Genomic DNA, 21,367 nt, shown 5'->3' on the forward strand with positions numbered 1-21,367 from the left:
AGCTGCCCTAGGCCGAGCATGATGATCAGCTTGCTGGTGGTGCTGGCCTTGTGGCACCTTAGCGGTAATGCGCAGTTTTTTGGTCTTTAGCGGCGCGCAGCGATTAAAGACCAAACTTCTGGGCGTTAATGCTCACCACGCACTAATGCACAAGATTCTGCTCATTAAAGCCACCGACCTACTAAAGCGCAAAAATCAGTACATTATGATGTCATTGGGGTTAATTCACGATAAAATGGGCTTTAAGAGAAAGGCGGGCGCATGCGAAACGACCCCAAAGCCATAGGAAGCACCTTGCGCAAACAGCGCATCGACCTCGGACTGAGCCAAGAGGACGTCGCCGACCAGCTCGGCATCTCCCGCAACACCATCAGCGCGATCGAAAACGGCAAGCTCGGCAACGCCAACATCCTGCTCGAAATCATGTCCCTCCTCGGCCTGGATCTGCTCATCGCCCCGCGCCACTCCGGCGAAACCAACGCCATCCGCAACAGCATGGCCCGCAACGCCCGCAGCATCCACCACCGAGTCAAGAGGAGCTGACGTGGCAGACCCGCAACTGGCACTATGGTTCGACGGAGTGCACACGGCCACCATCACCGATCACGGCTTCGGCACCATATCCCTGCAGTACACCCCCGAAGCCCAAAACAGCAGCGCACTGCTGTCCACCAAGCTACCCATCCGGGAAGAACCCTACGCCTGGGTCGAATGCGTCCACTTCCTGGACGGTCTGCTGCCAGAAGACGACGTCCGCAAAATGCTCGCCGACAAGGCGAGAATCCCGCATGATGATACCTTCATGATGCTCGGCGCCTACGGCAAGGACTGCGCCGGCGCCGTCCAGGTGCTCCCCCTGGGCGAAGAACCCAACAACGAACCGCACGAAATCCTCTGGACCACCGACGAGGAACTGGCCACGGCCATCGCCAGCCTGCCCACAGCACCCCTGGGCATCGGCATCGACAGCTCCATCCGGGTGAGCCTGGGAGGACTCCAAGGCAAGCTGCTCGTAGTCCGCGACGGACCCCGCATCGGCATGCCCCTGGACGGCAGTCCCACCACCCACATCCTCAAACCCGCGCGGCTGAATGAAGACGGCACCGAACAATGGCCGTCCATCGCCGAGCTGGAACTGTTCGGCCTGAGACTGGTCGAAGCTTCCGTGCGCCTGAGCCGCTCCAAACGCCAAATCGCCGCCGCCGCCGAAGCCATCACCGTCCAAGGCCGCAAAGCAATCCTGGTTGAACGCTACGACCGCGACGCCCAATCCAAACCGGTGCGGCGCATCCACCAGGAGGACTTCTGCCAAGCGCTCGGCATGAAGCAGAAGTACCAGAAACCCGCAGAGAACTCCCCCACGCTGAAGCTAATCGCCCAGGTCCTCACCGACAACGCTTCAAATCCTCCGCAAGAGCGAGAACTGCTGCTCAAATACCTGACCGTGAATCTGGCCTTGGGGAACTGCGACATGCACGCCCGGAACATCGGGTTGACCATCGACCACGGAACCGTGCGACTGGCGCCGGCCTACGATGTGGTCCCCACCGCCGCATGGGCGCACGCCGACCGCGAGCTGTCCCTGCACGTAGGCGCCGGTGCGCACATCGACGAGGTCAATGGAAGGCATCTGATGGATGAAGCGGCCTCCTGGGGTGTCCCTTCGAAAATTGCCGCCAGGCAGATCCGTACCGTCCTGGGAGAGATGCTTGATGCGCTCCCGGCGCTCATCGAGCAATCGCGCGCAGAAGGCTGGTTCACCCCCATGATCCTCGACGTTGCCGATGACACCAGAAAACGCATCGGCCGGCTCACTCCGCCAAGTGCCTAGCGAAAAGGGAGCTGGCCCCCAGTTCCCCACTCACTTCGCGCACGCCCGCATCGAGAGGAGACTCGCCTGGTTCAGGCTTGCCACCCGGGACCATGAAAGTTGCCGTACCTCGTTTGCGGACTGCCAGAACCTGCCCGGCCTCGTGCCCGGTAATGCCCGCTGACAGTAATCTGTTCTGGAATTCGAGTTTCTTCTTGATCCACCCACGGGCTGGGTGTGCATGTTCGGAGAAACCACCATGCCCGCCATCCAATCCTAGAACTTCATCTTGGGGTGACTGAATCCCACTACCAACACGTCTTAGGTTCGAGCGCACGAAAAAAGAGCCGTCGCAGTTCATCAATCAATGAACTGCGACGGCTCCCAAATGTCTAGGAATTAATCCTTAAGCAGATCGTGGCGCACGATGGTCTGATCGCGGTCCGGACCCACGCCGATGGCGGAGATCCGCGTGCCGCTGATCTTCTCCAGGGCCAGGATGTAGTTGCGCGCATTCTCTGGCAAATCTTCCATGCTCCGCGCCTCGGAGATGTCCTCGGTCCAGCCCGGGAAGTATTCGAAGATCGGCTTCGCGTGGTGGAACTCGGTCTGCGTCATCGGCATCTCGTCGTGGCGCACTCCGTCAACGTCATAGGCCACGCAGACCGGAATCTCCTCAATGTTGGTGAGCACATCCAACTTGGTCACGAAGTAATCGGTGAAACCGTTTACGCGCGAGGCGTGACGGGCAAGCACCGCGTCGTACCAGCCGCAACGGCGCGGGCGACCGGTGTTCACACCGAATTCGCCGCCGGTGGTCTGCAGGTAGATCCCCATCTCGTCGAACAGCTCGGTGGGGAAAGGGCCTGCGCCCACGCGGGTGGTGTAGGCCTTGATGATGCCGATCGAACGGCTGATGCGGGTCGGGCCGATGCCCGAACCGACCGAGGCGCCGCCTGCGGTGGGGTTCGAGGAGGTGACAAACGGGTAGGTGCCGTGGTCAACGTCCAGGAAGGTGGCCTGGCCGCCCTCCATGAGCACCACCTTGCCCTCGTCCAGCGCGTTGTTCAGCTCGAAGGTGGAATCGATCATCAACGGGCGCAGGCGATCGGCATAGGACAGGAAGTACGACACGATGTCCTCGACGATCACGGTGCGCCGGTTGTAGATCTTCACCAGCAGTTCGTTCTTCTGGCGCAGTGCGCCTTCGACCTTCTGGCGCAGGATCGACTCGTCGAAGACGTCCTGCACGCGGATGCCGAGGCGTCCAACCTTGTCCATGTAGGCGGGGCCGATGCCGCGGCCGGTGGTGCCAATGGCACGCTTGCCCAGGAAGCGCTCGGTGACCTTGTCCATGGTCTGGTGGTATGGAGCCACCAGATGGGCGTTGGCCGAAACGCGCAGCTTCGAGGTATCGGCGCCGCGGGCTTCGAGGCCATCGATTTCTTCGAAGAGCGCTTCGAGGTTCACCACGCAACCGTTGCCGATGATCGGAGTGGCATTTGGCGACAGGATGCCGGCTGGAAGGAGCTTGAGCTCGTACTTCTCACCGCCGACGACCACGGTGTGCCCGGCATTGTTGCCGCCGTTTGGCTTGACTACATAGTCGACGTGCCCACCGAGCAAATCGGTAGCCTTGCCTTTGCCTTCATCGCCCCACTGGGCTCCGACGATCACGATTGCTGGCATGGGATCCTCCCCCTTGCATAAAGCAGCGGTTACGGCGCTCTTCACGCCGTCCCGGCACGGTGCCGGGCAAAAAATATGCCCCTGTACTTCTCACTTGGCCCAATGGGCTCAATGTAAGAGTTAGGGGCTCTTACGACCAAAGTTTACCGAAACGATTAGGGAATCTCGAGCTCAGCGTCACGGTGTCGTCCCCGTCGGCCATATGCGACGACGAGAAAGGCTATTCCCGCGAAGGCCACGGCAATGGAAACAACGTACAAGCCGATGACTCCGTATCCCTGATCCGGGTCGAGGAAGGGATAGGGGACCCACCCATCGACGGCCCCGCGAACCAGCACCACCCCGGTCCAGAGCAGCGGGTAAAGCAGGAGCACCGGTACCGTCTTGTAGGGCAAGGCCTTCCGATCCTTAGCCAAGAGCAGATCGGCCAGAACCAGGATTGGGCCGAGAATATGCATCACCCAATTCGCCCACGGCAGCGGCACCCCGCCGGCAGCTCCCAAGGGCGCCAGCAAGGTGATATAGATCAGCCCGACGGCCACCATGCACATACTGGCCAAGGCCCGAAGGCCCACAACCCAGCGTGGTACCGCGGCGCCCTTGGCTAGGCCCATCGCCCCGGCGACGAGCCCGACGCCTACCACGATCAGGTTCGACTGGATCGTGAAGTAGCCAAAGAAATTCATCGCTTGCACCGGGCCTCGCGACGCGGTGTCCGCATAAGTGGCCAAAATAGCGCCCAGGGTGACCAGCGCCCAGAGGATTCGAGCGAGGTTGAGATAGCGCACGGTTTTTTGAGGCGTCTTCACCTTCGAAGATTATCGCCTAGCGCTGCAGTATCCAATGGCTCTAGCTAAGCGACCTGTACATTCCGGAAAATTACCGGACCCAGGAATCGCCAATGGCACCCGTTACGGTGCAACAATAGCCCCAGAACCAACCGAGGGCTTGACTCTCACACGGTGTCAGGGCGGAGAACTTAAAGCATGTTATCCATTGGAGCGTTTGCGCAGATCGGTCAGGTGACTCACCGGATGCTTCGGCATTGGGACACCGCCGGGCTGCTTGTGCCCGCCGACGTGGACGAGTTCAGTGGCTATCGCTCGTATGATCCGGCGCAGCTAGAACGCCTGCACCGGATCGTTGCGCTGCGGCAGCTTGGTTTTGGCTTGGAAGATATCTCGCTGATTTTGGATCAGGGAGTAGATGTCGACCGCATTGCGGCCCTGCTGCGCGTGCGGCAAGCCGAAGTCGAAGCGGAACACCGGTTGGCGACCTCGCGGCTGCGAGATGTCGCCCGGCGTCTTGACCTCATCACCAAGGAGAAACTCATGTCTCACATCGAGATAATCCACAAACCCCTGCCTGCGGTGCGTCTAGCGGCCGGCCGGTTTTCCGTTAGCGAACAACCCGAAATTGCCGGATCCCTCGGCCCGTTATTTGACCAGGTCGCAGGCGCACTTCGAGGGGCTTCGCTGACCACCCCGATTGCGCAGTACACCGGGACCGAAAACGGCGTGGACGTGATAGCCGGGTACCTCAGCGATGCCCCGCCAAGCGATGAATTTGAGATCATTGAGCTTGAGGAAGTACCCGAGGCGATTTGCGGGATTCACCTCGGCCCCATGGATCGAATCCATGAGAGCTGGCAAGCGGTGCATGGCGAAGTGCTTGCCCGTGGGCTCGTTCCAGCCGGCCCGTGCCGCGAACTTTATGTGCGCGCAGAGTCCGAAGACCAGACCGATTGGGTGACCGAGCTTCAACAGCCGGTCACCGATGCAAACCGCTAATGTTTCACCGGGGGCTTCTGCTGCGAGCTCAGATCCATTGCAGGGGCCGCGGGACATCATTATCTTCCATTTCCGGATGGCCGTAACGCCAGGCACGCTGCGCGATCAACAGCGCACCGAGCATCAGAAGCAAAGCCACCGCAAATTTCAGTGGTTCAAAAACGCTCAGCACGCTGGCAACCACAAGAATCATGGTATTTCTGCGGTATATTCGCGCTACGTCCCGGGCCTGCGTCTGGATAAAGACTCCCACGCTCAGCCGATAGGCCAACGTTATGACTAGCTGCAAGAACAGTGCCGAAACATCTGCGAACAGCGACTGTCCAAATAAGGCAACCGCCCCGGACAGCGCGAACAGCGTCACTTCGAGTATATGTCTCAGATCCAGCCACGCTCTTCGGCCAGCAACACCGCTTGCTGGCGGGTAGCAACATTCAACTTAGCCAGAATCGCAGAGATGTAATTGCGCACGGTTCCGGGGGCAAGGCCGAGTGCCCTGGCGATCTGGCTCGTGGATTCTCCACGCCGGCCCGCGCGCAACACGTCCAGTTCCCGCTCGGTCAACGGGCTGCGCTCCTCGCTTAGCGCATCGGCGGCAACCTCGGGGTCGACGTAGCGTGCGCCTGCCGCGACGCGGCGGATGACCTCGGCCACCTCGTTGGCGCTTCGCGACTTCGGGAGGAATCCGGCGACGCCGGATGCCAGGGCCCTGCGCAACACCCCGGGGCCGGCATGCCTGGTCACCACAACACAGCGGGTCGCGGCCAACGTACCGCTCAGCCGGTCGGCCACCTGGACGCCGTCAAGTTCTGGCATTTCCAAATCGAGCAGGCAGATATCTGGCTTTAGTTTCTCTGCCATAACAACAGCCTGCGCACCGTCGGCGCATTCGGCAACCACTTCGATGTCGTCCTCTAAAGACAACAGGGCCGCCACCGCCGAACGAATCATTGCCTCATCATCTGCGATTAATACTCGGATCATCATTGCTCTTCCTTAGGACTCATCGCCGGCACCAGCACTACGACCGTGAACTCATGTTTTCCACGTTGCACCTGAACCGAGCCAGCGGCTTCGGCCACCCGGCGGCTGATCCCCTGCAGCCCCGATCCATCCGCACCATCCTTGGCAGCTGCTGCAACATCATTAGTGATCTCGTAGCGCCATTGGTCTTCCTCGCGCCTCAACGACAGCTGTGCGCGCTTCCCGCCGCCGTGACGGAGCACGTTGGTTGTCGTTTCACGAATGATCGGCCCGAGAGTGGCGGCGGGTGCCGAGTTTGCCTCGGCAGACACCACGGCATTCACCGAAGTTCCGGCAGCCCTGAGCAGGTCAACCGCATTATCGATCTCGTCGCGCAGCGGAACACCACGGAAGCGCATGGCCAGATCTCGGGTGCCCTGCTGGGCTTCGGCAACGCTTGACCTGGCCAGCCGCAGCTGTTGCAGCGCCGCCTGCGGGTCACGCGCCAGCAGCCGTTCGGAGAGTTCGAGCTGCAACGCGATCACCTGCAGGTGATGGCCCTGCAGGTCATGTACGTCGGTCGCAACCCGCAGCCGCTCTTGGGTGGCCCCCAACCGTGATTCCGCCGCCCGGGCGCGGTCAAGTGTGGCAAGCACGTCCCACCACCACAGTGAGCTGACGGTCATCGCTGGCAACACAATGGTCGCGATTCCCAGTGTCCACCAGCTGTCCCCCTTGGCGGAGGACACCGCTGGCAGGTCGATAAACCACAGGCCTCCAAGTAATACCAGCGTGGTGATGACCAAGCGCATGCGCACGCCGCGAGGCCAGTTGAGCAACATCAGCGATTGCACGATGGGCAACGCGCCCACCACCCAAAGCCCGCTGCTCAGACCCGCCACCAGCGCAAATACCGCGCTGATGAGTAGTGGAAGCAGGATGCTGCGCCATTGCGCTGCGGCTCCGGCAGTTTCATCTCGGCGCCGGTATTGCATCAGCAAGGGAATCGTCGCGGCGCACCACACCAGTCCCCCAATCGACATGATGGCCATGGAAGCAGTGCCCTTGTCCAGGTTGGCCAGCGCGCCGACCCATAAGAGCAGGATCGTGAGCTGAAACATCAACAAGGCGGCCACCGTGTACCACCAAGTGGCGGTGATTCCCGTACTCAGCCTGCGCGAACCAATCGATCCGGGGCCAAAGTTCTCAGTCGGATCGGCAGGTAAAAGAGCACTCATTTCTTCAGTATACGGGGATGACATTTGTCATCGCCCATACATGCAAAGCTCCCTGTCACAAGTGACATTTAGACACTTACCGTGGCACCGAAAACGCGATGAAATTGTATTACACACACATCCAGTGACCCACGACAGGAACAATAATGAACCTCATCGAATCCTTCCAGAACCTCATCTCCCAAGTTCCAGAAATCGTACAGCCACTGATCGTCGCCCTCGCCGGCGCAGTGCCCTTCATCGAAGGCGAAGGTGCGGCAACCATCGGCATACTTGGTGGAATTAACCCGGTGGCCGCCGCCATCGCCGCCATCATCGGCAACTTCATCTGTGTGGCGTTGCTAGTGCTACTGGGTTCCGGTGCCCGCACCGCACTGGTCAACCGCAAACGAGCCAAAGAACCTGTCGCAGTAAATGGTGCCAACCGCACCGAAGACGCACAGCTCCACGAAAGCATTGCGCCGGTAGCCGAGGACAGCGAACGCAAAGCCAACCGCCGCATGAAATTCCAGCGCGCATTCGAACGCTACGGCGTGCCAGGGGTGAGCTTGCTCGGCCCACTGCTGCTGCCAACGCACTTCACCGCCACCATGCTCGCTGCCGTCGGCATCAACAAGGCACGCATCCTCATCTGGCAGGCAGTCGCAATCGTCGGCTGGACCACCGTGCTGTCCATTTTCATTGCCAGCGTAGTCAACGTCGCAGCCTAGGAAAACCCGGCCAGGTCAGTGCACACGGGTAGCCGATGTCACTACGTCTAGACTAGAAGGCATGGCACTAACTCAGCTGACCGTCGTGGATACCGCGGTCGATATCCTGCAACAGTTCGGGTTAGCTGACCTTTCCATGCGGCGTTTAGCCAAAGAACTCGAAGTTCAGGTTGGCGCGCTGTACTGGCATGTGAAGAACAAACAAGAGCTACTAGCTGCCGTTGCCGCAAAATTATTGAACACCGAGCAGCTACGTGTCATCCCAGAAAATTTTGCAACACCCGCCGACGCTGTTTTGCAGCTATGCCGCAAGCTGTACTTGGCTCTGCTTCCCATCCAGGACAGCCCAGAGGTGATCGAAGTAGCCAGCGCATTGCAAGTTGAGCAGCTCAATCCGGTTCTGCAGCTACGCGACTTGCTTCACTCTGCTGGTTTGTCCACAGAGGATGCCCGCTTTGGTCAGCAGCTACTGCTCAACCACATTTTGGGTTCGGTGGCTTACCGTCAAAACCTTGTGCAATTGGACGTTGATGCGCCACAAAGTGACGGTTTTGATTGGGGACTTCAGCGCGCAGTTTCTGGTCTTTTCCCACGCGGCTAACCCCACTAGAAAGACCTAGCTCAGTCGCCCGCCGGAAACCTCTAGGTAGCACGAGGCACACAGTGACTCGTACCAGACATCTTCCCCGTCGATAGCCACTTGGTCGCCGTCAAAAACAACCTGGTTCCCCACTCTACGAGTGTTAAACATTGCCTTGCGTCCGCAACGGCAGATGGTCTTCAGCTCTTCCAACGAGTGCGCCAGCTCCATTAATCGCGCAGAGCCTGGGAAAGCGTGAGTTCTAAAGTCCGTGCGGATCCCATAGGCAAGGACCGGGACATTGTCCAACACGGCAATGCGCAGCAGGTCATCGATCTGCTCACGCGTCAAGAACTGCGCCTCGTCGACAAGCAGGCAAGCGACCGGAGGCGAATCAACATGGGTGAGCAAGGCTTCAGGGTCCTCGCCGGAAGCGATCGCAGCGAACTGCTGACGCACATCGCCTCGGGGGCTGATGACGAAGTCGACCTCGCGTTCAATACCCAAACGGGAAACGATCGAGGCCTCCCCCTTGGTGTCGACGCCCGGCTTCGCCAGCAAGATACGCTGACCGCGTTCCTCATAGTTGAAGGCGGCCTGCAATAAGCTCGTTGATTTGCCCGAGTTCATTGCCCCGTATCGGAAATACAGCTTGGCCACAGTTGCCCCTTCAAAGTTCTGGCCTGCACCGCGCAGACCTCCTACGAGTTTAGTTGGCTTTTGTTCTAGGCCCGGACTTTGGCACGGCGGGCAAAAACCAACTTATAGAGCAGCGACATCACGACCACAAACGGAATGCCGAAGACCAGCGTGTAGCTGAACTGTTCGGTGAAATACGAGGTGGCCAGCAAGCCCGCGAGGAGAATCGCGCCGAGCAACGAGGCGGTCGGATACCCCGGCAGCCTGAAGTCCAGACGGATTTGTTCTTTGCCGATGTGTCGACGGAAGGCTAGGTGAGTTAAGAGGATCATGAACCAGGTGGCGATGGCACCAAAAGTCGCTAGCGAGATCATGATGCCCAGGCCTCCATCCGGGACAAGCCCGTAGACCAGCGCAGCCACCGCAATCCCGCCAGCAGACATCCAGACCGCGTGGATGGGCGAACCCTTCACGTTGAGCTTTCGTGCGAGAGATGGAGCATGGCCGGAATCCGCCAAGGAGTTGAGCATGCGAGTCGCCGCGTACAGCTGCGCGTTCATGGCTGAAAGGGCGGCGACGATCAACACGAAGTTCAGCACCGAGTCGGCGAAGGGAACACCCATCAGGCTCATCACGGTCACGAAGGGAGAACCGCCGTTGACCAGTTCGCTGGTTGGTGCGATCGCGAGGATCAGCCCCATGGTGAACACATAGAACAGCAACAGGCGCAGGAACGTCGTCTTGAAGGCCTTGCGCACCGCGATCTGCGGATTGCGTGATTCCGCAGCTGCAATGGAGATCGCTTCGATGCCCATATAAGAGAAAATTGCGACGATCACCGCATTCCAAGTGCCCCAGATGCCGTTGGCGAAGAACCCTGATTCAGCGCTGTAGTTGGCGATGCCAAACTGGTCATTTGGGTCATGGAATACCAGCCATGCGGCGATAATAATGAAGGCGACGATCGCGAAGACCTTGATCGCGGAGAACCAATATTCGGTGGTTCCAAAGAACTTCACGCTGGACATGTTCACCGCGAGAAGTGCCAGAGAGAAGACGACCACCCAGAACAATCCGGGAATATCGGGGAACCAGTACTGCATGTACTCCCCCACCACGCTGACTTCGGTTCCCACCGCGAAGACCAACGCGGACCAATAAAGGTACTTGGTCAGGTACCCGGCGAAGTGTCCAAGGTATTTCTCCGCGTACACACCGAACGACCCTGCCACAGGTTGATGCACAGTCATTTCCGAAAGCGCGCCCATCACCAGTAGGGCGATGATGCCACCAATAATGTAGCTGATGATCACCGATGGACCGGCCAGCAGGATGCCAAGCTTGCTGCCCATGAATAGGCCGGTGCCAATCGCCCCGCCGAGGGCGATCATGGTCATCTGGGCCGTGGTAAGCGACTTTTTCAGTCCCAAGCCACCCGGTACATTGTTCGCAGGTTCAGTTCCCACGTTGCGCAGCACCCCTCAAAGAAAACGCAGCGAGGCACCAGCTGCCTCGCTGCGTTCAAGCGTACTATCGCCTCGGCCGTGCGGTTTTGGGAGCCGCTGGGCGCCAGTGGCTAGTATTCCTGCTATGTCACGGCATTTCGCACGGCAAACTCTTCGCGTTGCCAGTGGCCTGTGTGCAGAACTTCACGCAAGATCTCCACCGCATCCCAGATATCCGTACGGCTCAGATACAGCGGCGTGATTCCAAAGCGCAGCACCGCAGGCTCCCGGTAGTCACCAATCACGCCGCGTTCGATCAACGCCGCAATGATCTCGTAGCCGTTCGGATGATGGAAACTCACATGGCTTCCGCGCTGCCCATGCTCACGAGGGGTAATCAGCTCGAGCCCGTGTCCGGCACACCGGGTCTCGACAAGTTCGATGAATAGGTCGGTGAGTTCCAAGGACTTCGCCCGGACCAATTCCATCTCGGCTTCCACTGCGATATCCAGGCCCACCTCGATCATCGCCATGGACGTTACCGGCTGGGTGCCGCACATGAATCGGCGTACATCATTTGCCGGGGTGTACTGCTCCGCCATTTCGAAGGGCGCCTGGTGGGACCACCATCCCGTGAGCGGTTGCCAGAAGCGGTCCTGATGCCGGGCGTTGACCCAGATGAAAGCCGGAGATCCCGGGCCGCCGTTGAGGTATTTGTAGGTGCACCCAACCGCGTAGTCGGCCTTTGCGGCGTTTAGATCTACGGGAACGGCACCGGCAGCATGCGCCAGATCCCAAATTGCCAGTCCCCCCGCTTCGTGGACCGCTTCGGTTATCCCCGCCATGTCCCACATGGAGCCGGTGCGATAGTTAACGTGCGACAGCGAGAGGACCGCGGTGTCCTCGCCCAATGCGGCACGCAGCTCGGTTTCGTTGTCGATCAATTTCACTTCGTAGCGAATGCCGGTTTCTGCACCGACCGAGTTCAGCAACTCGGCGAGACCTTCGGCAATGTAGATGTCGGTGGGGAAATTGTCGCGTTCGGTGATGATCACACGGCGGCCCGGGCCATCGACCTGCTGGATGCGAAGCGCCGAAGCCAAGGCCTTGAAGAGGTTCAGGCTGGTGGTATCGGTAACCACAGTCTCGCCTGGGTTGGCACCAAGCAAGGATCCGAGTTTGTCACCCAACCGAGTGGGCATCTCAAACCATCCGGCGCTGTTCCACGAACGGATCAACCCTTGTCCCCACTCGACATTCACCACCTCTGCAGCACGCTCGGCTGCCCCGGCCGGAAGCGGGCCCAGCGAATTTCCGTCCAGGTACAGCACCCCGTCGGGCAGCAGGAACCGATCCTTGAAGGAGGCTAGCGCATCCTGACGGTCCAATAGCTCCAACTTTTCTCGACTGACCACTGTGCTCATACTTTGTTCGCTTTCTCTGAGAACTCACCTTTGCATTCATCGTAGAATCAACAGTGGAAGATTTGTTTAACTTTCGAACTTTCGCAAAGAACTAGGAGAATATTCCGTGTCAGGTTCAGCATGGGCCAGCTCTGGATCTGCCCAGTCGAATTCCGTTCAGGTGGATGAAACCGATCTTGCGATTCTCGTCGAGCTGCACAAGGATGCGCGGTTGGCCAACAATATATTGGCCCAACGCGTGGGCCTTGCCCCCTCCACGTGCCTTGGCAGAGTCAAGGCGTTGCGGACCCGCGGCATCATTGAGGGATACCACGCAAGAATCAATGAAAAACTCCTCGGGGTCACGGTCCATGCCATGATCTCCGTGGTCGTAGCCGCACAAGCCCGCGACCGGATGCTCCATGCAGCAAAGAACCTAGCTGACCTGCCACAGGTCCGTGACGTATTTGTCCTTGGTGGCACTCCGGATCTGCTGGTCCGCGTGGCCACCCGTTCAATCGATGAGTTGCGCACGTTCGTTGCGAGCCACTTGGGCGCCAATAACGCGTTTTCATCCACGCAAACGAACATCATTTTCGAACACCTGCACTGACCCCGAGCTGCATGGAACATCAGAATCTAGAATTTAAGTCGAACCCGATAATTGTTCAACGCGCGGCGCCCACGCGTCAGAGCATGCTGTCTGCAACATCGGTGACACCAGAGCCCTTCCTCGCGATCAATTTTTCGTGGCGACTTAGGCCACTTCTCATCTTGGTCTAATCTGGCTCAGAGACAATGGGTTGCATGGGATTGGAAACGTTGCGCCGCCTCGCGCTCTCGATCATCGTGATCGTCGTAGTGCTCTTGGGATTTCTAGGTATTCGGCAGGTCATCGCAGACCCAATGGACAAGGATCTGGGCAACGGCTTCATCATTAACGAAGATCGCACCTCACCCACCAGCGAGGTGCCCAACTCCCCGACTTTTACCTCCTCCGAGACTCCCTCGCCTTCTCCATCGCCATCTATAAGCGAGGAACCTACGAAGAGCGCTGCTCCAAGTAAAAGCACCGTCACGGAAACGCCCAAGGCAAAGCCGACAAAGCAGCCCACGGTGAAGCCAAAACCGACCAAGAAGCCGGTGGTCCCGCTGCCACCCTCGGCGAACACCTACGACGATGACGACGACTATGATGACGATTATGACGACGATGACGAGCTAGACGACGATGACGACTAGGCGCTCATGGTCTATTCGCGCACGAGTGCTCACCGGCATGCTATTGGTCGTTGGCTTGGCATTGCTCGTAGCCGGCGCCGCGAGTTACGCGGTACAACGCCACGAGCTCAATGAGCGGCTCGATGACTCGTTGTCGCGTACCGTGCAGGAGTTCGGCGTACTCGCCGAAACTGGCGTGGATCCGCGCACCTTGCAGCACTTCGAAAAGGCCGAGGACCTGCTGTACACGGCCATGCAGCGCACGTTGCCCTCACGGCATCAGGGAATGCTCGGCCTGGCCGGAGGCGAGGTTCAATGGACCGCACCGGATGTCGTCCAGCTACGGCTGGAGGACGACCCAGAATTTCTGGCTTGGGCCGAACGGAGCAAAACCGACAGCCACATCCATTTGGGGACCGTCAAGACGGAGATGACCACATATCGGGCGGTTATCGTCCCGGTGCAGCTTCCAGAAGATCCAAGTTTCAGCGCATTTGTGCTCGCCTATGACTACCTCGGAGAAGCACGCGCCGATGACCGAAATTTTGCTATTTTCTCTGCAGTTGGGGTCTTGGTTATGGCGCTTGCGGCCGGTGCCTCGTGGCTGGTGGTGAATCGGACCCTGGAGCCGATACGCAGGCTGCAGACTACCGCGCATCAAATCTCGGAAAGCGACCTCTCGCGGCGAATCGAAGTCACCGGGAATGATGAATTCGCCGAGCTGACTGTGACCATTAACGAAATGCTTGACCGCTTGGAAGGTGCGCTGAAGTCACAGCGGCAGCTGCTCGACGATGTCGGGCATGAACTGCGCACCCCGGTCACAATCGTCAGCGGCCACCTCGAGCTCATGGACACGCACGACCCGGAAGATGTGCAGCAGAGCAAAGAAATAGCGCTGGATGAAATGGGGCGCATGAGCCTGCTCATCAATGATCTTGTCATGTTGGCTAAATCAAATCGAGCAGACTTCATCCAGCCTCAGCCAACCGAGGTTGGCACGCTATTGGATGACATTCTGGACAAAGCCAGGGGTCTGGGCGATCGCCACTGGAGAGTGGATTATCGTTCCGAATCCACGGTTAACCTGGACCAAACGCGCATAACCCAAGCTATGCTGCAGCTCTGCGCCAATGCCGTGAAGTTTTCCACGGACGGAACTCGAATCGGGTTGGGCAACGAAGTGCTTCGAGACGGCCACGGGGATACCTTATTGCGCTGGTGGGTCTCGGATACCGGCGTCGGCATCCAGCCCGATGACATCGACCGCATTTTCGAGCGCTTCGGTCGAGGCAAGAATTCGGTACGCGCAGATGGATCTGGGCTGGGCCTCAATATTGTCTCTGCAATAGCCACCGCCCACGGCGGCCGTGTCTGGGTGGATTCCGAACCGAATAAGGGCTCCACGTTCTATATCGATATCCCACTAACTACACGAGGTACCGAAGCATGAGTCGAATCCTGATCGTTGAAGACGAACCTCGCATCAGTTCATTTATCGCCAAAGGCCTACGCGCCGCGGGGCTGACTTCAGCTGTTGCAGGGACCGGGCGCGATGGCTTCGATCTGGCCCTCGACGGCGACTATGAACTGATCATCTTGGACCTCGGGCTGCCTGATGAAGATGGCTTCTCGGTGCTGCGGCGGATGCGTGCAGCGCAGATCGAAACACCAGTGATCATTCTTACCGCGCGAGGCAGCGTGGAAGACACCGTCACCGGCTTGCAGAACGGCGCCGATGACTACATGGCAAAACCATTCCATTTTGACGAGCTGCTAGCTCGGGTGCGCTTGCGCCTGCGTACCGAAGACAGCGCCAGCGAATACTCGGTACTGAACCACGACGACCTGGAAATGGATTTATTGCGCCGCCGGGTCAGCATCGCGGATAAGGAAATCGAGTTGTCCGCCCGAGAATTCGCCCTAGCCGAGGCGTTCTTGCGTAATCCAGGCCAGGTGCTCAGCCGCGAGCAGCTGCTATCTCGTGTTTGGGGCTACGACTTTGATCCGGGCTCGAATGTGGTGGACGTCTACGTGCGCTACCTGCGCAACAAACTCGGCGGGGAACGCTTTGAAACCGTGCGCGGAGTTGGATACCGGCTGGCCGCCACGCGCTAGCGCGCAAAACCCTTGGGGGTTCTCGTATAAGCGATCATCTCCCAGGTCGGCACACTTTGCTGTTTAGCTGCGTACCGCTGGCCGGCGTCTTGCCGGATAGGACACCGTACGACGCCGTGCGCCAAAGCGCTGTTCCAACAAACGGCTCCAGCGGTTAGCAGGCAGTTCCGGATGCAATAAAGCGATGCCTATGCAGTACTTCGACATGCTGACCTCGCGGATGCCCAAATCGGCAAGCGCTCGGTCTGAAGCTCCACGTCCGTCGGCAGATTTGGTTTCCACGACGATCAGATCTGGTCCGGCGATCTGCTGCTCGCCATTGGCGTAGGCCAATTCCACATCGCAGGTTACTCGTTCACCGTCGATGGGGTTCACGAAGGTCGCACGAACATAGGAGCTATCGAGCACTGGCGCCAAGTCCGGCACCTCCTCTCCATACTCGGTGGCCAGCACTTGTTCGAGGAACTCGGCGTTCTCAGCGGTCAGCTCGCCAGCCAACCGCGGATCTTGTTCCACGCGGTGTTTCACGGTGGATCCGCGAAGTCCCTTGGTTTTGATCTCGAACATCGACAGTCCGGTGTCCGCGTAGGTCCGCGAGCGGACCTTATAGCGCCGGCGTCGGCCCTGGCGGTGAGCTCGGTACTGCTCAAAGTCCTCGGTGTCGAAGTACACGGATTCATAGCGGAAGGTGCGAAGTCCGTCGATCTCCATGATTTTGAATTGCTCCCCCAGACGCTCGGAGAGAGCGGTAAATTCATCTGGAGTGAGCAGAAATTTGCGATCCACGCGTGTCTGCAACGCAGCTTCCGAAATGACTTCCGCTAACCCTATCGGCGAGCGGCCATCGACCGCCGCTTCGATGGCTTCACGTGCGCAGGAGAAGGTCCTCGCCTCGGTGGTCATTTGGACCACGACTCCTGCTTGACGCTGTTCCCCGAGGCCGGCAGCGTATTGGCCAGTTCATAGGTTCCCGAGAAGTCGTCGGTTTTGGTGCTCGGCTTGCTGGCCTGATTCGTGCGGAAACGTACATCTACGATGGTCAGATCGCGAACCATGTCGAGCTCAACTACAACGGTGCGCAGCACCTTCGCATCGAGCAGTTCTTCAAGCGCTGCCACCAATTCAGGCTTCTGCGGGTAGGCCTTCTCTAAGGTCACCGTCTGGCGATCGGTACGTGGCGCAAAGCGCGGGTGGTCGGCGAGGAACATGACCAGCACCAGGGCGCCGGTGGCTGCCGGCGCCAACCAGGCCGGATCCGGATGAAGGCCGTTGACCAGGCCAATCGCTAGAGAAATGAAGTAGTAAGCGACCTCTTCTTGGGTCAAGGTATCCGAACGCAGTCGAATGATCGACAGAATGCCGAAGAGGCCAAGGCCTAGGCCCATGCCTGCGCCGCTACCGGAAAGCAGCATAGTCACGGCGAAAATACCCATGCTCAAGGCGATATAGGCCAAAACCAAATCTCGCCGGAAATGACGGCGGAAATACACGAAGTAGACGAGGACCGTAATACCGACAATGTTCGAAGCTAGCGCCAGCCAAAATGACAGCATGGTGGATTCCCTTCACTGAAATAAGGTGATGATTCGTTCACTAACTTGAACTCTAGGTTAACAAGATGAGTCTTAAAGTAGAACTTGATGAGAACGGTCTCATTTTCATCCAGTGGGGATACTTTTCTGTTCTTCCTCTCCAAATACTTCTGTAAAGCACAAGTCAAACAGAGAATCTTGGGTCGGGTTCGCCACCAAATCTCCGCTCAGGAACATCCGGAATATGCAGCTCGGCTCGGACCGCAGATGGCTTTCAAGCTCAATACTCATCTCTTCCGTTCAAAGGACATATTGCGAATTGCAATTTGGAATCAAAAAAGACGGACGAAAACCCGAATGGTTTTCGTCCGTCTTATTAATTCGTTACTACTCGGCTTCGATGGAGCCCTTGGCGCTGGAATCCGAATCATTGAGGAATTTTTCAATTCGCTCAACTTCCTCGGCTTCGCCGATGGCTGCAGCCGCTCGACCCAGCGCGTAAAGCGAACGCAGGAAACCGCGGTTTGGTTCATGGCGCCAAGGAACGGGCCCCTGTCCACGCCAGCCTGATTTGCGCAACGAGTCCAAGCCACGGTGGTAGCCCACCCGGGCAAACGCGTAAGATTCCACGGTGCGGCCCTCTGTGTGCGCCTCATTGGCCAACAGCGCCCACACCAGTGAAGACGAAGGGAACTTCGCTGCAAGGTCTAACGGCTCATCCCCGGCATCCAGACGCGCAAGCACGTCGGTTTCCTCGGGCAGCAGTGTCTCTGGGATACCCAGTAGATTCTCGCCGGCCATTGTTACTTCAACGACTTTCCGGCCGAGCCGAGCTGACGTGCGCCCTCAACGATGCGAGCCGCCATGGACTCTTCGGCCTTGGCACCCCAGACGCGTGGGTCATAGGTCTTCTTGTTGCCTACTTCGCCGTCAATCTTCAGCACGCCATCATAGTTGGCGAACATGTGGCCGGCCACCGGGCGCGTAAAGGCGTACTGGGTGTCGGTATCGATGTTCATCTTGATGACACCGTAGGACACCGCGTCAGCGATTTCCTTGTCGGAGGAGCCCGAACCGCCGTGGAAGACCAGATCGAATGGGTTGGCCTTGCCCAGTTTTGCACCAACCTGAGCCTGGATATCCTTCAGGATCTCCGGACGCAGCTTCACGCCACCTGGCTTGTAGACGCCGTGCACGTTGCCGAAGGTCAGCGCGGTGATGTAGCGGCCCTTTTCGCCGGAGCCCAAGGCTTCGATGGTAGCCAGCGCGTCTTCAACGGTGGTGTACAGCTTGTCGTTGATGGCGTTCTCCACACCGTCTTCTTCGCCGCCTACGGTACCGATTTCAACTTCGAGGATCTGCTGGGCGGCAGCGGTGCGTGGCAGCAGCTCGGCTGCGATGCGCAGGTTCTCTTCCAGGGTTTCGGCCGAGCCGTCCCACATGTGCGAGTTGAAGAATGGGTCGCGGCCTGCGGCGACCTCTGCCTCGGAGGCTGCAAGTAGCGGCAGCACGAAGGAGTCTAGCTTGTCGGCCGGGCAGTGGTCGGTGTGCAACGCGATGTTCACGCCGTAGCTCTTGGCTACCTGGCGGGCGAAGGCGGCAAAACCGAGCGAGCCGGTCACCATGTCTTTGATTGAGGCACCGGACCAGTAGGCTGCGCCACCGGTGGATACCTGGATGATGCCATCCGATTCCGCTTCGGCGAAGCCGCGGATTGCGGCGTTCAGCGTCTGCGAGCTGGTGACGTTGACCGCCGGGAAGGCGTACCCGCCAGCCTTGGCGGCATCGATCATTGCATTGTACTTATCGGGGGTTGCGATAGGCATGCTTCACTCCTTGTGTTTAGCGAGGGTGGACGCGTCGCCTTTGACGGCGTTTCTCACCCCATCCTATCGGCAGCGGGGTGTGACGTGGCGTAGATCTCCGAACGTGACACGTGATGAAGCGTGTTAAAGCTGAAAACCGCGAGTGAAACCCAGCCTTTGGCTGACTTCCACTCGCGGTTTTCGGTGAACTGCTACTTGCTGGCCGACCCCGAGGACTGCGAAGAGCCGGATGACCCGGTAATCTCAGGGGCTACCGTGCTTGACGTTGCCGGCGGTGCCGAGGAACCCTTGGTTTCCGGGACTGCAGAAGTCGATTCCTTCTTATCCGGATTAGAAGAATCGCTGGTCTTCGGTGCTGTTTCCGTAGCCTTAGGCTTCGTTGGGGTAGATGTATCCTGCGTTGGATCCCCGGATGGAGTGGTTTCCCCCGACCCCTCAGTCGGTGTCGTCTCTTCGGTTGGCAACGGCGACTCGGGATCCGTCGGTGATGGAGACTTCGAGTCCGTCGGTGAGGGCGACTTCGAGTCAGTAGGAGACGGAGATTTCGAATCCGTAGGCGATGGCGACTTGGAGTCCGTCGGTGATGGCGAGTTCGAATCGCTCGGGCTTGGCTTTGGTTTTGGCTTTGGCTTAGGCACCACTGGAGTGTCGTCGCGTGGAACCACTACATCAGGATCCGAGCTTTCGTTGCGGTCCGGCCCCTGTGATTGCGGACCGTTGGAGCCGTTGCCCTTTGGCGCACTGTTCGAGTTCACCGTCAGTCGGCTCGAATCGATCATTGCCTTGGGCTGGCCGGGGATCCCTGGCAGGTAGTTGCGCGGATCGTGCCAGCGACCGTTGACGATCACTTCGAAGTGCACGTGGCAACCCGTCGAATTGCCGGTGGTTCCCGCGAGCGCGATCAGCTCGCCCTGCTTGACCTCCTGGCCAATCTTGGCCACTAGCTTTGAGTTGTGGCTATAGCCGGTCTGCACGTTGCTTCCGTGGTCAATGGTGACGCGCATGCCCGAGTGGCCGTGCCATCCGGAGACGATGACGCGACCAGCCTCGCTGGCGTACACCGGAGATCCACAAGAGATTGGGTAGTCCTGTCCGATGTGGATCTGGTTTCCTGGACCGGTGGGATTGCTGCGCCACCCATAGGGGCTGGAGATGCGTCGGGTAGGGACCGGGTGCATCAGTTGCAAGTCACCGGGAAGCTGCCCGATGGCGCCTACGGCTCCTGCGAGAAGTGCGGTTTCGGTTTCGTTCTCGGAGTCCTCGGAAGTCTCGGCGGCGCCTTCAACCATCCCCAAGGGCCGGCCATCAATGGCAAGGGCCCGCCCCGATCCGCCGAAGGCGTTCAAGGGAGCGTCCTGATTGACGTAGACCGGGTTGCTGAAGTTTGCGGGCGCGGCCTGCGCATCGATGGCGATGGGCATATTGCCCTGACGATCATCGGCTGTTTGCGCAACAATAGGAATTGCGAGCGCGCCTGTGAGACCAATGGCGGCCACCACTGAGGTGGCCCATACGATCAGACGTTTCCTTTTCCGGGGCAAGCCGATAAGTAATAAGTCGTGGTTTACCTGATGTCGCCGTTTCACTACTGCCGCTCCCAGATCACGAATGTATAACCAAGGCCTAGCCTATGGTGTATTTCACAACTAATCCAGATGCTCGAATAAACTTTTGTCTAAAAGACAGATGTTTATTCCTTTGTTAACTCACGCGTTGCCCAAAGACGTGCCTGCGGACCCAGGCATGCATGGCGATACCGGCCGCCGAAGCCGCGTTTATCGATCGAGTTGAACCAAACTGCTCAATTGAAAGGGTGTCTTTCGCTGCCGCATGCACCTCTGGGCTGAGGCCCGGGCCTTCTTGGCCGAACACCAGCACACAGTTTCGTGGAAGTTCGTATGTCTCCAGAGGGACCGAATCGGGGAAAATATCAATCCCCAAAATGGTCAGCCCTTCACCTTCTGCCCAGATCACGAATTCATCCACGGTGGCATGGTGGCGGACATGTTGGTAACGATCGGTCACCATCGCACCTCGGCGATTCCAGCGTCGGCGGCCGATGATATGGACCTCCTTGGCGAGGAAGGCGTTTGCCGAACGCACCACGGTGCCGATATTCATGTCATGCTGCCAGTTCTCGATGGCGATATGGAAATCGTGGCGGCGTTCGTCGAGATCTGCAATGATCGAGTCCATCAACCAGTAGCGGTACTTGTCGGCGACGTTGCGCCGGTCGCCTTGGGCCAGCAGTTCAGGGTCATAGTGCGCATCGGTCGGCAGTTCACCCTGCCAAGGGCCAACGCCGATGATGTGTTGTGCTGCTGGGTCTGCCGTGGGTTCCTGCGATTCTTCGTTCACCCTTTAAGGGTAGTTGTTCGGCGAGGTGTCCACGTTCACGGCACT

At 58.8% G+C, this 21,367-nt stretch carries 24 protein-coding genes; 9 read left to right on the forward strand and 15 right to left on the reverse strand.

All coding sequences use genetic code 11. From position 1 onward, the window contains the following. Nucleotides 1-261 precede the first annotated feature (261 nt). Together CQ017_RS09820 and CQ017_RS09825 are read left to right on the forward strand one after the other, a co-directional pair. The gene (locus CQ017_RS09820; RefSeq protein ID WP_096285740.1) at nt 262-543 is read left to right on the forward strand and encodes a helix-turn-helix domain-containing protein; all 282 of its coding nucleotides are present in this window, start codon (nt 262-264) and stop codon (nt 541-543) included. 1 nt (nt 544) lies between these two features. Further along, on the forward strand, nt 545-1,831 hold the full coding sequence (locus tag CQ017_RS09825) for a HipA domain-containing protein (RefSeq protein ID WP_105553547.1): 1,287 nt from the start codon (nt 545-547) through the stop codon (nt 1,829-1,831). On the opposite strand, the gene CQ017_RS18115 is transcribed toward CQ017_RS09825, so the two are convergent. The 3 genes from CQ017_RS18115 to CQ017_RS09840 all read right to left on the reverse strand — a co-directional run bounded on the left by CQ017_RS18115 (nt 1,812) and on the right by CQ017_RS09840 (nt 4,308). After that, a complete protein-coding gene (locus CQ017_RS18115; RefSeq protein ID WP_181150530.1) occupies nt 1,812-2,171 on the reverse strand; it encodes an NUDIX domain-containing protein in 360 nt (119 codons plus the stop codon). The genes CQ017_RS09825 and CQ017_RS18115 overlap by 20 nt on opposite strands. 38 nt (nt 2,172-2,209) lie before the next feature. Beyond that, complete coding sequence (locus tag CQ017_RS09835; RefSeq protein WP_105553548.1) at nt 2,210-3,499, reverse strand: adenylosuccinate synthase; 1,290 nt, start codon at nt 3,497-3,499, stop codon at nt 2,210-2,212. A gap of 155 nt (nt 3,500-3,654) precedes the next feature. Then, nucleotides 3,655-4,308: a Pr6Pr family membrane protein gene (locus tag CQ017_RS09840; RefSeq protein ID WP_105553549.1), complete on the reverse strand. Its 654-nt coding sequence runs from the start codon at nt 4,306-4,308 to the stop codon at nt 3,655-3,657. A 177-nt stretch (nt 4,309-4,485) separates the two neighbouring features. On the opposite strand from CQ017_RS09840, the gene CQ017_RS09845 reads away from it, so the two are divergent. Continuing rightward, nucleotides 4,486-5,289, forward strand: a complete 804-nt coding sequence (locus CQ017_RS09845; RefSeq protein WP_105553550.1) for a MerR family transcriptional regulator — start codon at nt 4,486-4,488, stop codon at nt 5,287-5,289. Between the two features lie 28 nt (nt 5,290-5,317). Here the strand turns inward: CQ017_RS09845 and CQ017_RS09850 are convergent, their stop codons facing one another. The 3 genes from CQ017_RS09850 to CQ017_RS09860 are packed head-to-tail and all read right to left on the reverse strand — an operon-like array spanning nt 5,318 to nt 7,490. Continuing rightward, nucleotides 5,318-5,653 (reverse strand): hypothetical protein, encoded by a 336-nt coding sequence (locus tag CQ017_RS09850; protein ID WP_096285753.1) that lies wholly within the window; start codon nt 5,651-5,653, stop codon nt 5,318-5,320. 14 nt (nt 5,654-5,667) lie between these two features. Continuing rightward, nucleotides 5,668-6,273, reverse strand: a complete 606-nt coding sequence (locus tag CQ017_RS09855) for a response regulator transcription factor (protein WP_096286021.1) — start codon at nt 6,271-6,273, stop codon at nt 5,668-5,670. Further along, nucleotides 6,273-7,490 (reverse strand): sensor histidine kinase, encoded by a 1,218-nt coding sequence (locus CQ017_RS09860; RefSeq protein WP_105553551.1) that lies wholly within the window; start codon nt 7,488-7,490, stop codon nt 6,273-6,275. Before CQ017_RS09860 ends, CQ017_RS09855 begins: the two co-directional genes overlap by 1 nt. Before the next feature lie 146 nt (nt 7,491-7,636). On the opposite strand from CQ017_RS09860, the gene CQ017_RS09865 reads away from it, so the two are divergent. After that, nucleotides 7,637-8,200 carry a small multidrug efflux protein gene (locus CQ017_RS09865; protein ID WP_105553552.1) on the forward strand — a complete coding sequence of 188 codons (564 nt, stop codon included), beginning with the start codon at nt 7,637-7,639 and terminating at the stop codon, nt 8,198-8,200. A 61-nt stretch (nt 8,201-8,261) separates the two neighbouring features. After that, nucleotides 8,262-8,801, forward strand: a complete 540-nt coding sequence (locus CQ017_RS09870) for a TetR family transcriptional regulator (protein WP_096285759.1) — start codon at nt 8,262-8,264, stop codon at nt 8,799-8,801. A 15-nt stretch (nt 8,802-8,816) separates the two neighbouring features. On the opposite strand, the gene CQ017_RS09875 is transcribed toward CQ017_RS09870, so the two are convergent. The 3 genes from CQ017_RS09875 to kynU all read right to left on the reverse strand — a co-directional run bounded on the left by CQ017_RS09875 (nt 8,817) and on the right by kynU (nt 12,288). Then, on the reverse strand, nt 8,817-9,440 hold the full coding sequence (locus CQ017_RS09875) for a thymidine kinase (RefSeq protein ID WP_096285761.1): 624 nt from the start codon (nt 9,438-9,440) through the stop codon (nt 8,817-8,819). A 65-nt stretch (nt 9,441-9,505) separates the two neighbouring features. Then, complete coding sequence (locus CQ017_RS09880; protein ID WP_258133573.1) at nt 9,506-10,885, reverse strand: amino acid permease; 1,380 nt, start codon at nt 10,883-10,885, stop codon at nt 9,506-9,508. A 122-nt stretch (nt 10,886-11,007) separates the two neighbouring features. After that, on the reverse strand, nt 11,008-12,288 hold the full coding sequence (gene kynU / locus CQ017_RS09885) for a kynureninase (RefSeq protein ID WP_105553553.1): 1,281 nt from the start codon (nt 12,286-12,288) through the stop codon (nt 11,008-11,010). A 106-nt stretch (nt 12,289-12,394) separates the two neighbouring features. Between kynU and CQ017_RS09890 the strand changes: the two genes are divergently transcribed. The 4 genes from CQ017_RS09890 (at nt 12,395) to CQ017_RS09905 (ending at nt 15,606) form a co-directional block, all read left to right on the forward strand. Beyond that, nucleotides 12,395-12,880 carry an Lrp/AsnC family transcriptional regulator gene (locus tag CQ017_RS09890; protein WP_105553554.1) on the forward strand — a complete coding sequence of 162 codons (486 nt, stop codon included), beginning with the start codon at nt 12,395-12,397 and terminating at the stop codon, nt 12,878-12,880. 194 nt (nt 12,881-13,074) lie between these two features. Next, on the forward strand, nt 13,075-13,509 hold the full coding sequence (locus CQ017_RS09895) for a hypothetical protein (RefSeq protein WP_105553555.1): 435 nt from the start codon (nt 13,075-13,077) through the stop codon (nt 13,507-13,509). Between the two features lie 37 nt (nt 13,510-13,546). Next, entirely contained in the window at nt 13,547-14,941 is a 1,395-nt protein-coding gene (locus CQ017_RS09900; protein ID WP_105553679.1) for a cell wall metabolism sensor histidine kinase WalK, read from the forward strand. Beyond that, nucleotides 14,938-15,606, forward strand: coding sequence for a response regulator transcription factor (locus tag CQ017_RS09905; RefSeq protein ID WP_105553556.1), 669 nt, complete (start codon nt 14,938-14,940; stop codon nt 15,604-15,606). Before CQ017_RS09900 ends, CQ017_RS09905 begins: the two co-directional genes overlap by 4 nt. Before the next feature lie 63 nt (nt 15,607-15,669). On the opposite strand, the gene CQ017_RS09910 is transcribed toward CQ017_RS09905, so the two are convergent. The 6 genes from CQ017_RS09910 to CQ017_RS09935 all read right to left on the reverse strand — a co-directional run bounded on the left by CQ017_RS09910 (nt 15,670) and on the right by CQ017_RS09935 (nt 21,322). Beyond that, nucleotides 15,670-16,509 carry a polyphosphate polymerase domain-containing protein gene (locus tag CQ017_RS09910; protein ID WP_105553557.1) on the reverse strand — a complete coding sequence of 280 codons (840 nt, stop codon included), beginning with the start codon at nt 16,507-16,509 and terminating at the stop codon, nt 15,670-15,672. Beyond that, complete coding sequence (locus CQ017_RS09915) at nt 16,506-17,159, reverse strand: DUF4956 domain-containing protein (RefSeq protein ID WP_105553558.1); 654 nt, start codon at nt 17,157-17,159, stop codon at nt 16,506-16,508. Before CQ017_RS09915 ends, CQ017_RS09910 begins: the two co-directional genes overlap by 4 nt. Before the next feature lie 366 nt (nt 17,160-17,525). Beyond that, the gene (locus CQ017_RS09920; RefSeq protein ID WP_105553559.1) at nt 17,526-17,939 is read right to left on the reverse strand and encodes a DUF3151 domain-containing protein; all 414 of its coding nucleotides are present in this window, start codon (nt 17,937-17,939) and stop codon (nt 17,526-17,528) included. A 2-nt stretch (nt 17,940-17,941) separates the two neighbouring features. After that, nucleotides 17,942-18,964, reverse strand: a complete 1,023-nt coding sequence (fbaA, locus tag CQ017_RS09925; protein ID WP_105553560.1) for a class II fructose-bisphosphate aldolase — start codon at nt 18,962-18,964, stop codon at nt 17,942-17,944. A gap of 191 nt (nt 18,965-19,155) precedes the next feature. Then, nucleotides 19,156-20,385 (reverse strand): M23 family metallopeptidase, encoded by a 1,230-nt coding sequence (locus tag CQ017_RS09930; protein WP_146112467.1) that lies wholly within the window; start codon nt 20,383-20,385, stop codon nt 19,156-19,158. Between the two features lie 280 nt (nt 20,386-20,665). Next, the gene (locus CQ017_RS09935) at nt 20,666-21,322 is read right to left on the reverse strand and encodes an RNA methyltransferase (protein ID WP_105553562.1); all 657 of its coding nucleotides are present in this window, start codon (nt 21,320-21,322) and stop codon (nt 20,666-20,668) included. Nucleotides 21,323-21,367 lie beyond the last annotated feature (45 nt).

Origin of the sequence: Arthrobacter sp. MYb224 (assembly GCF_002975455.1) — a bacterium.
GTDB lineage: Bacteria > Actinomycetota > Actinomycetes > Actinomycetales > Micrococcaceae > Glutamicibacter.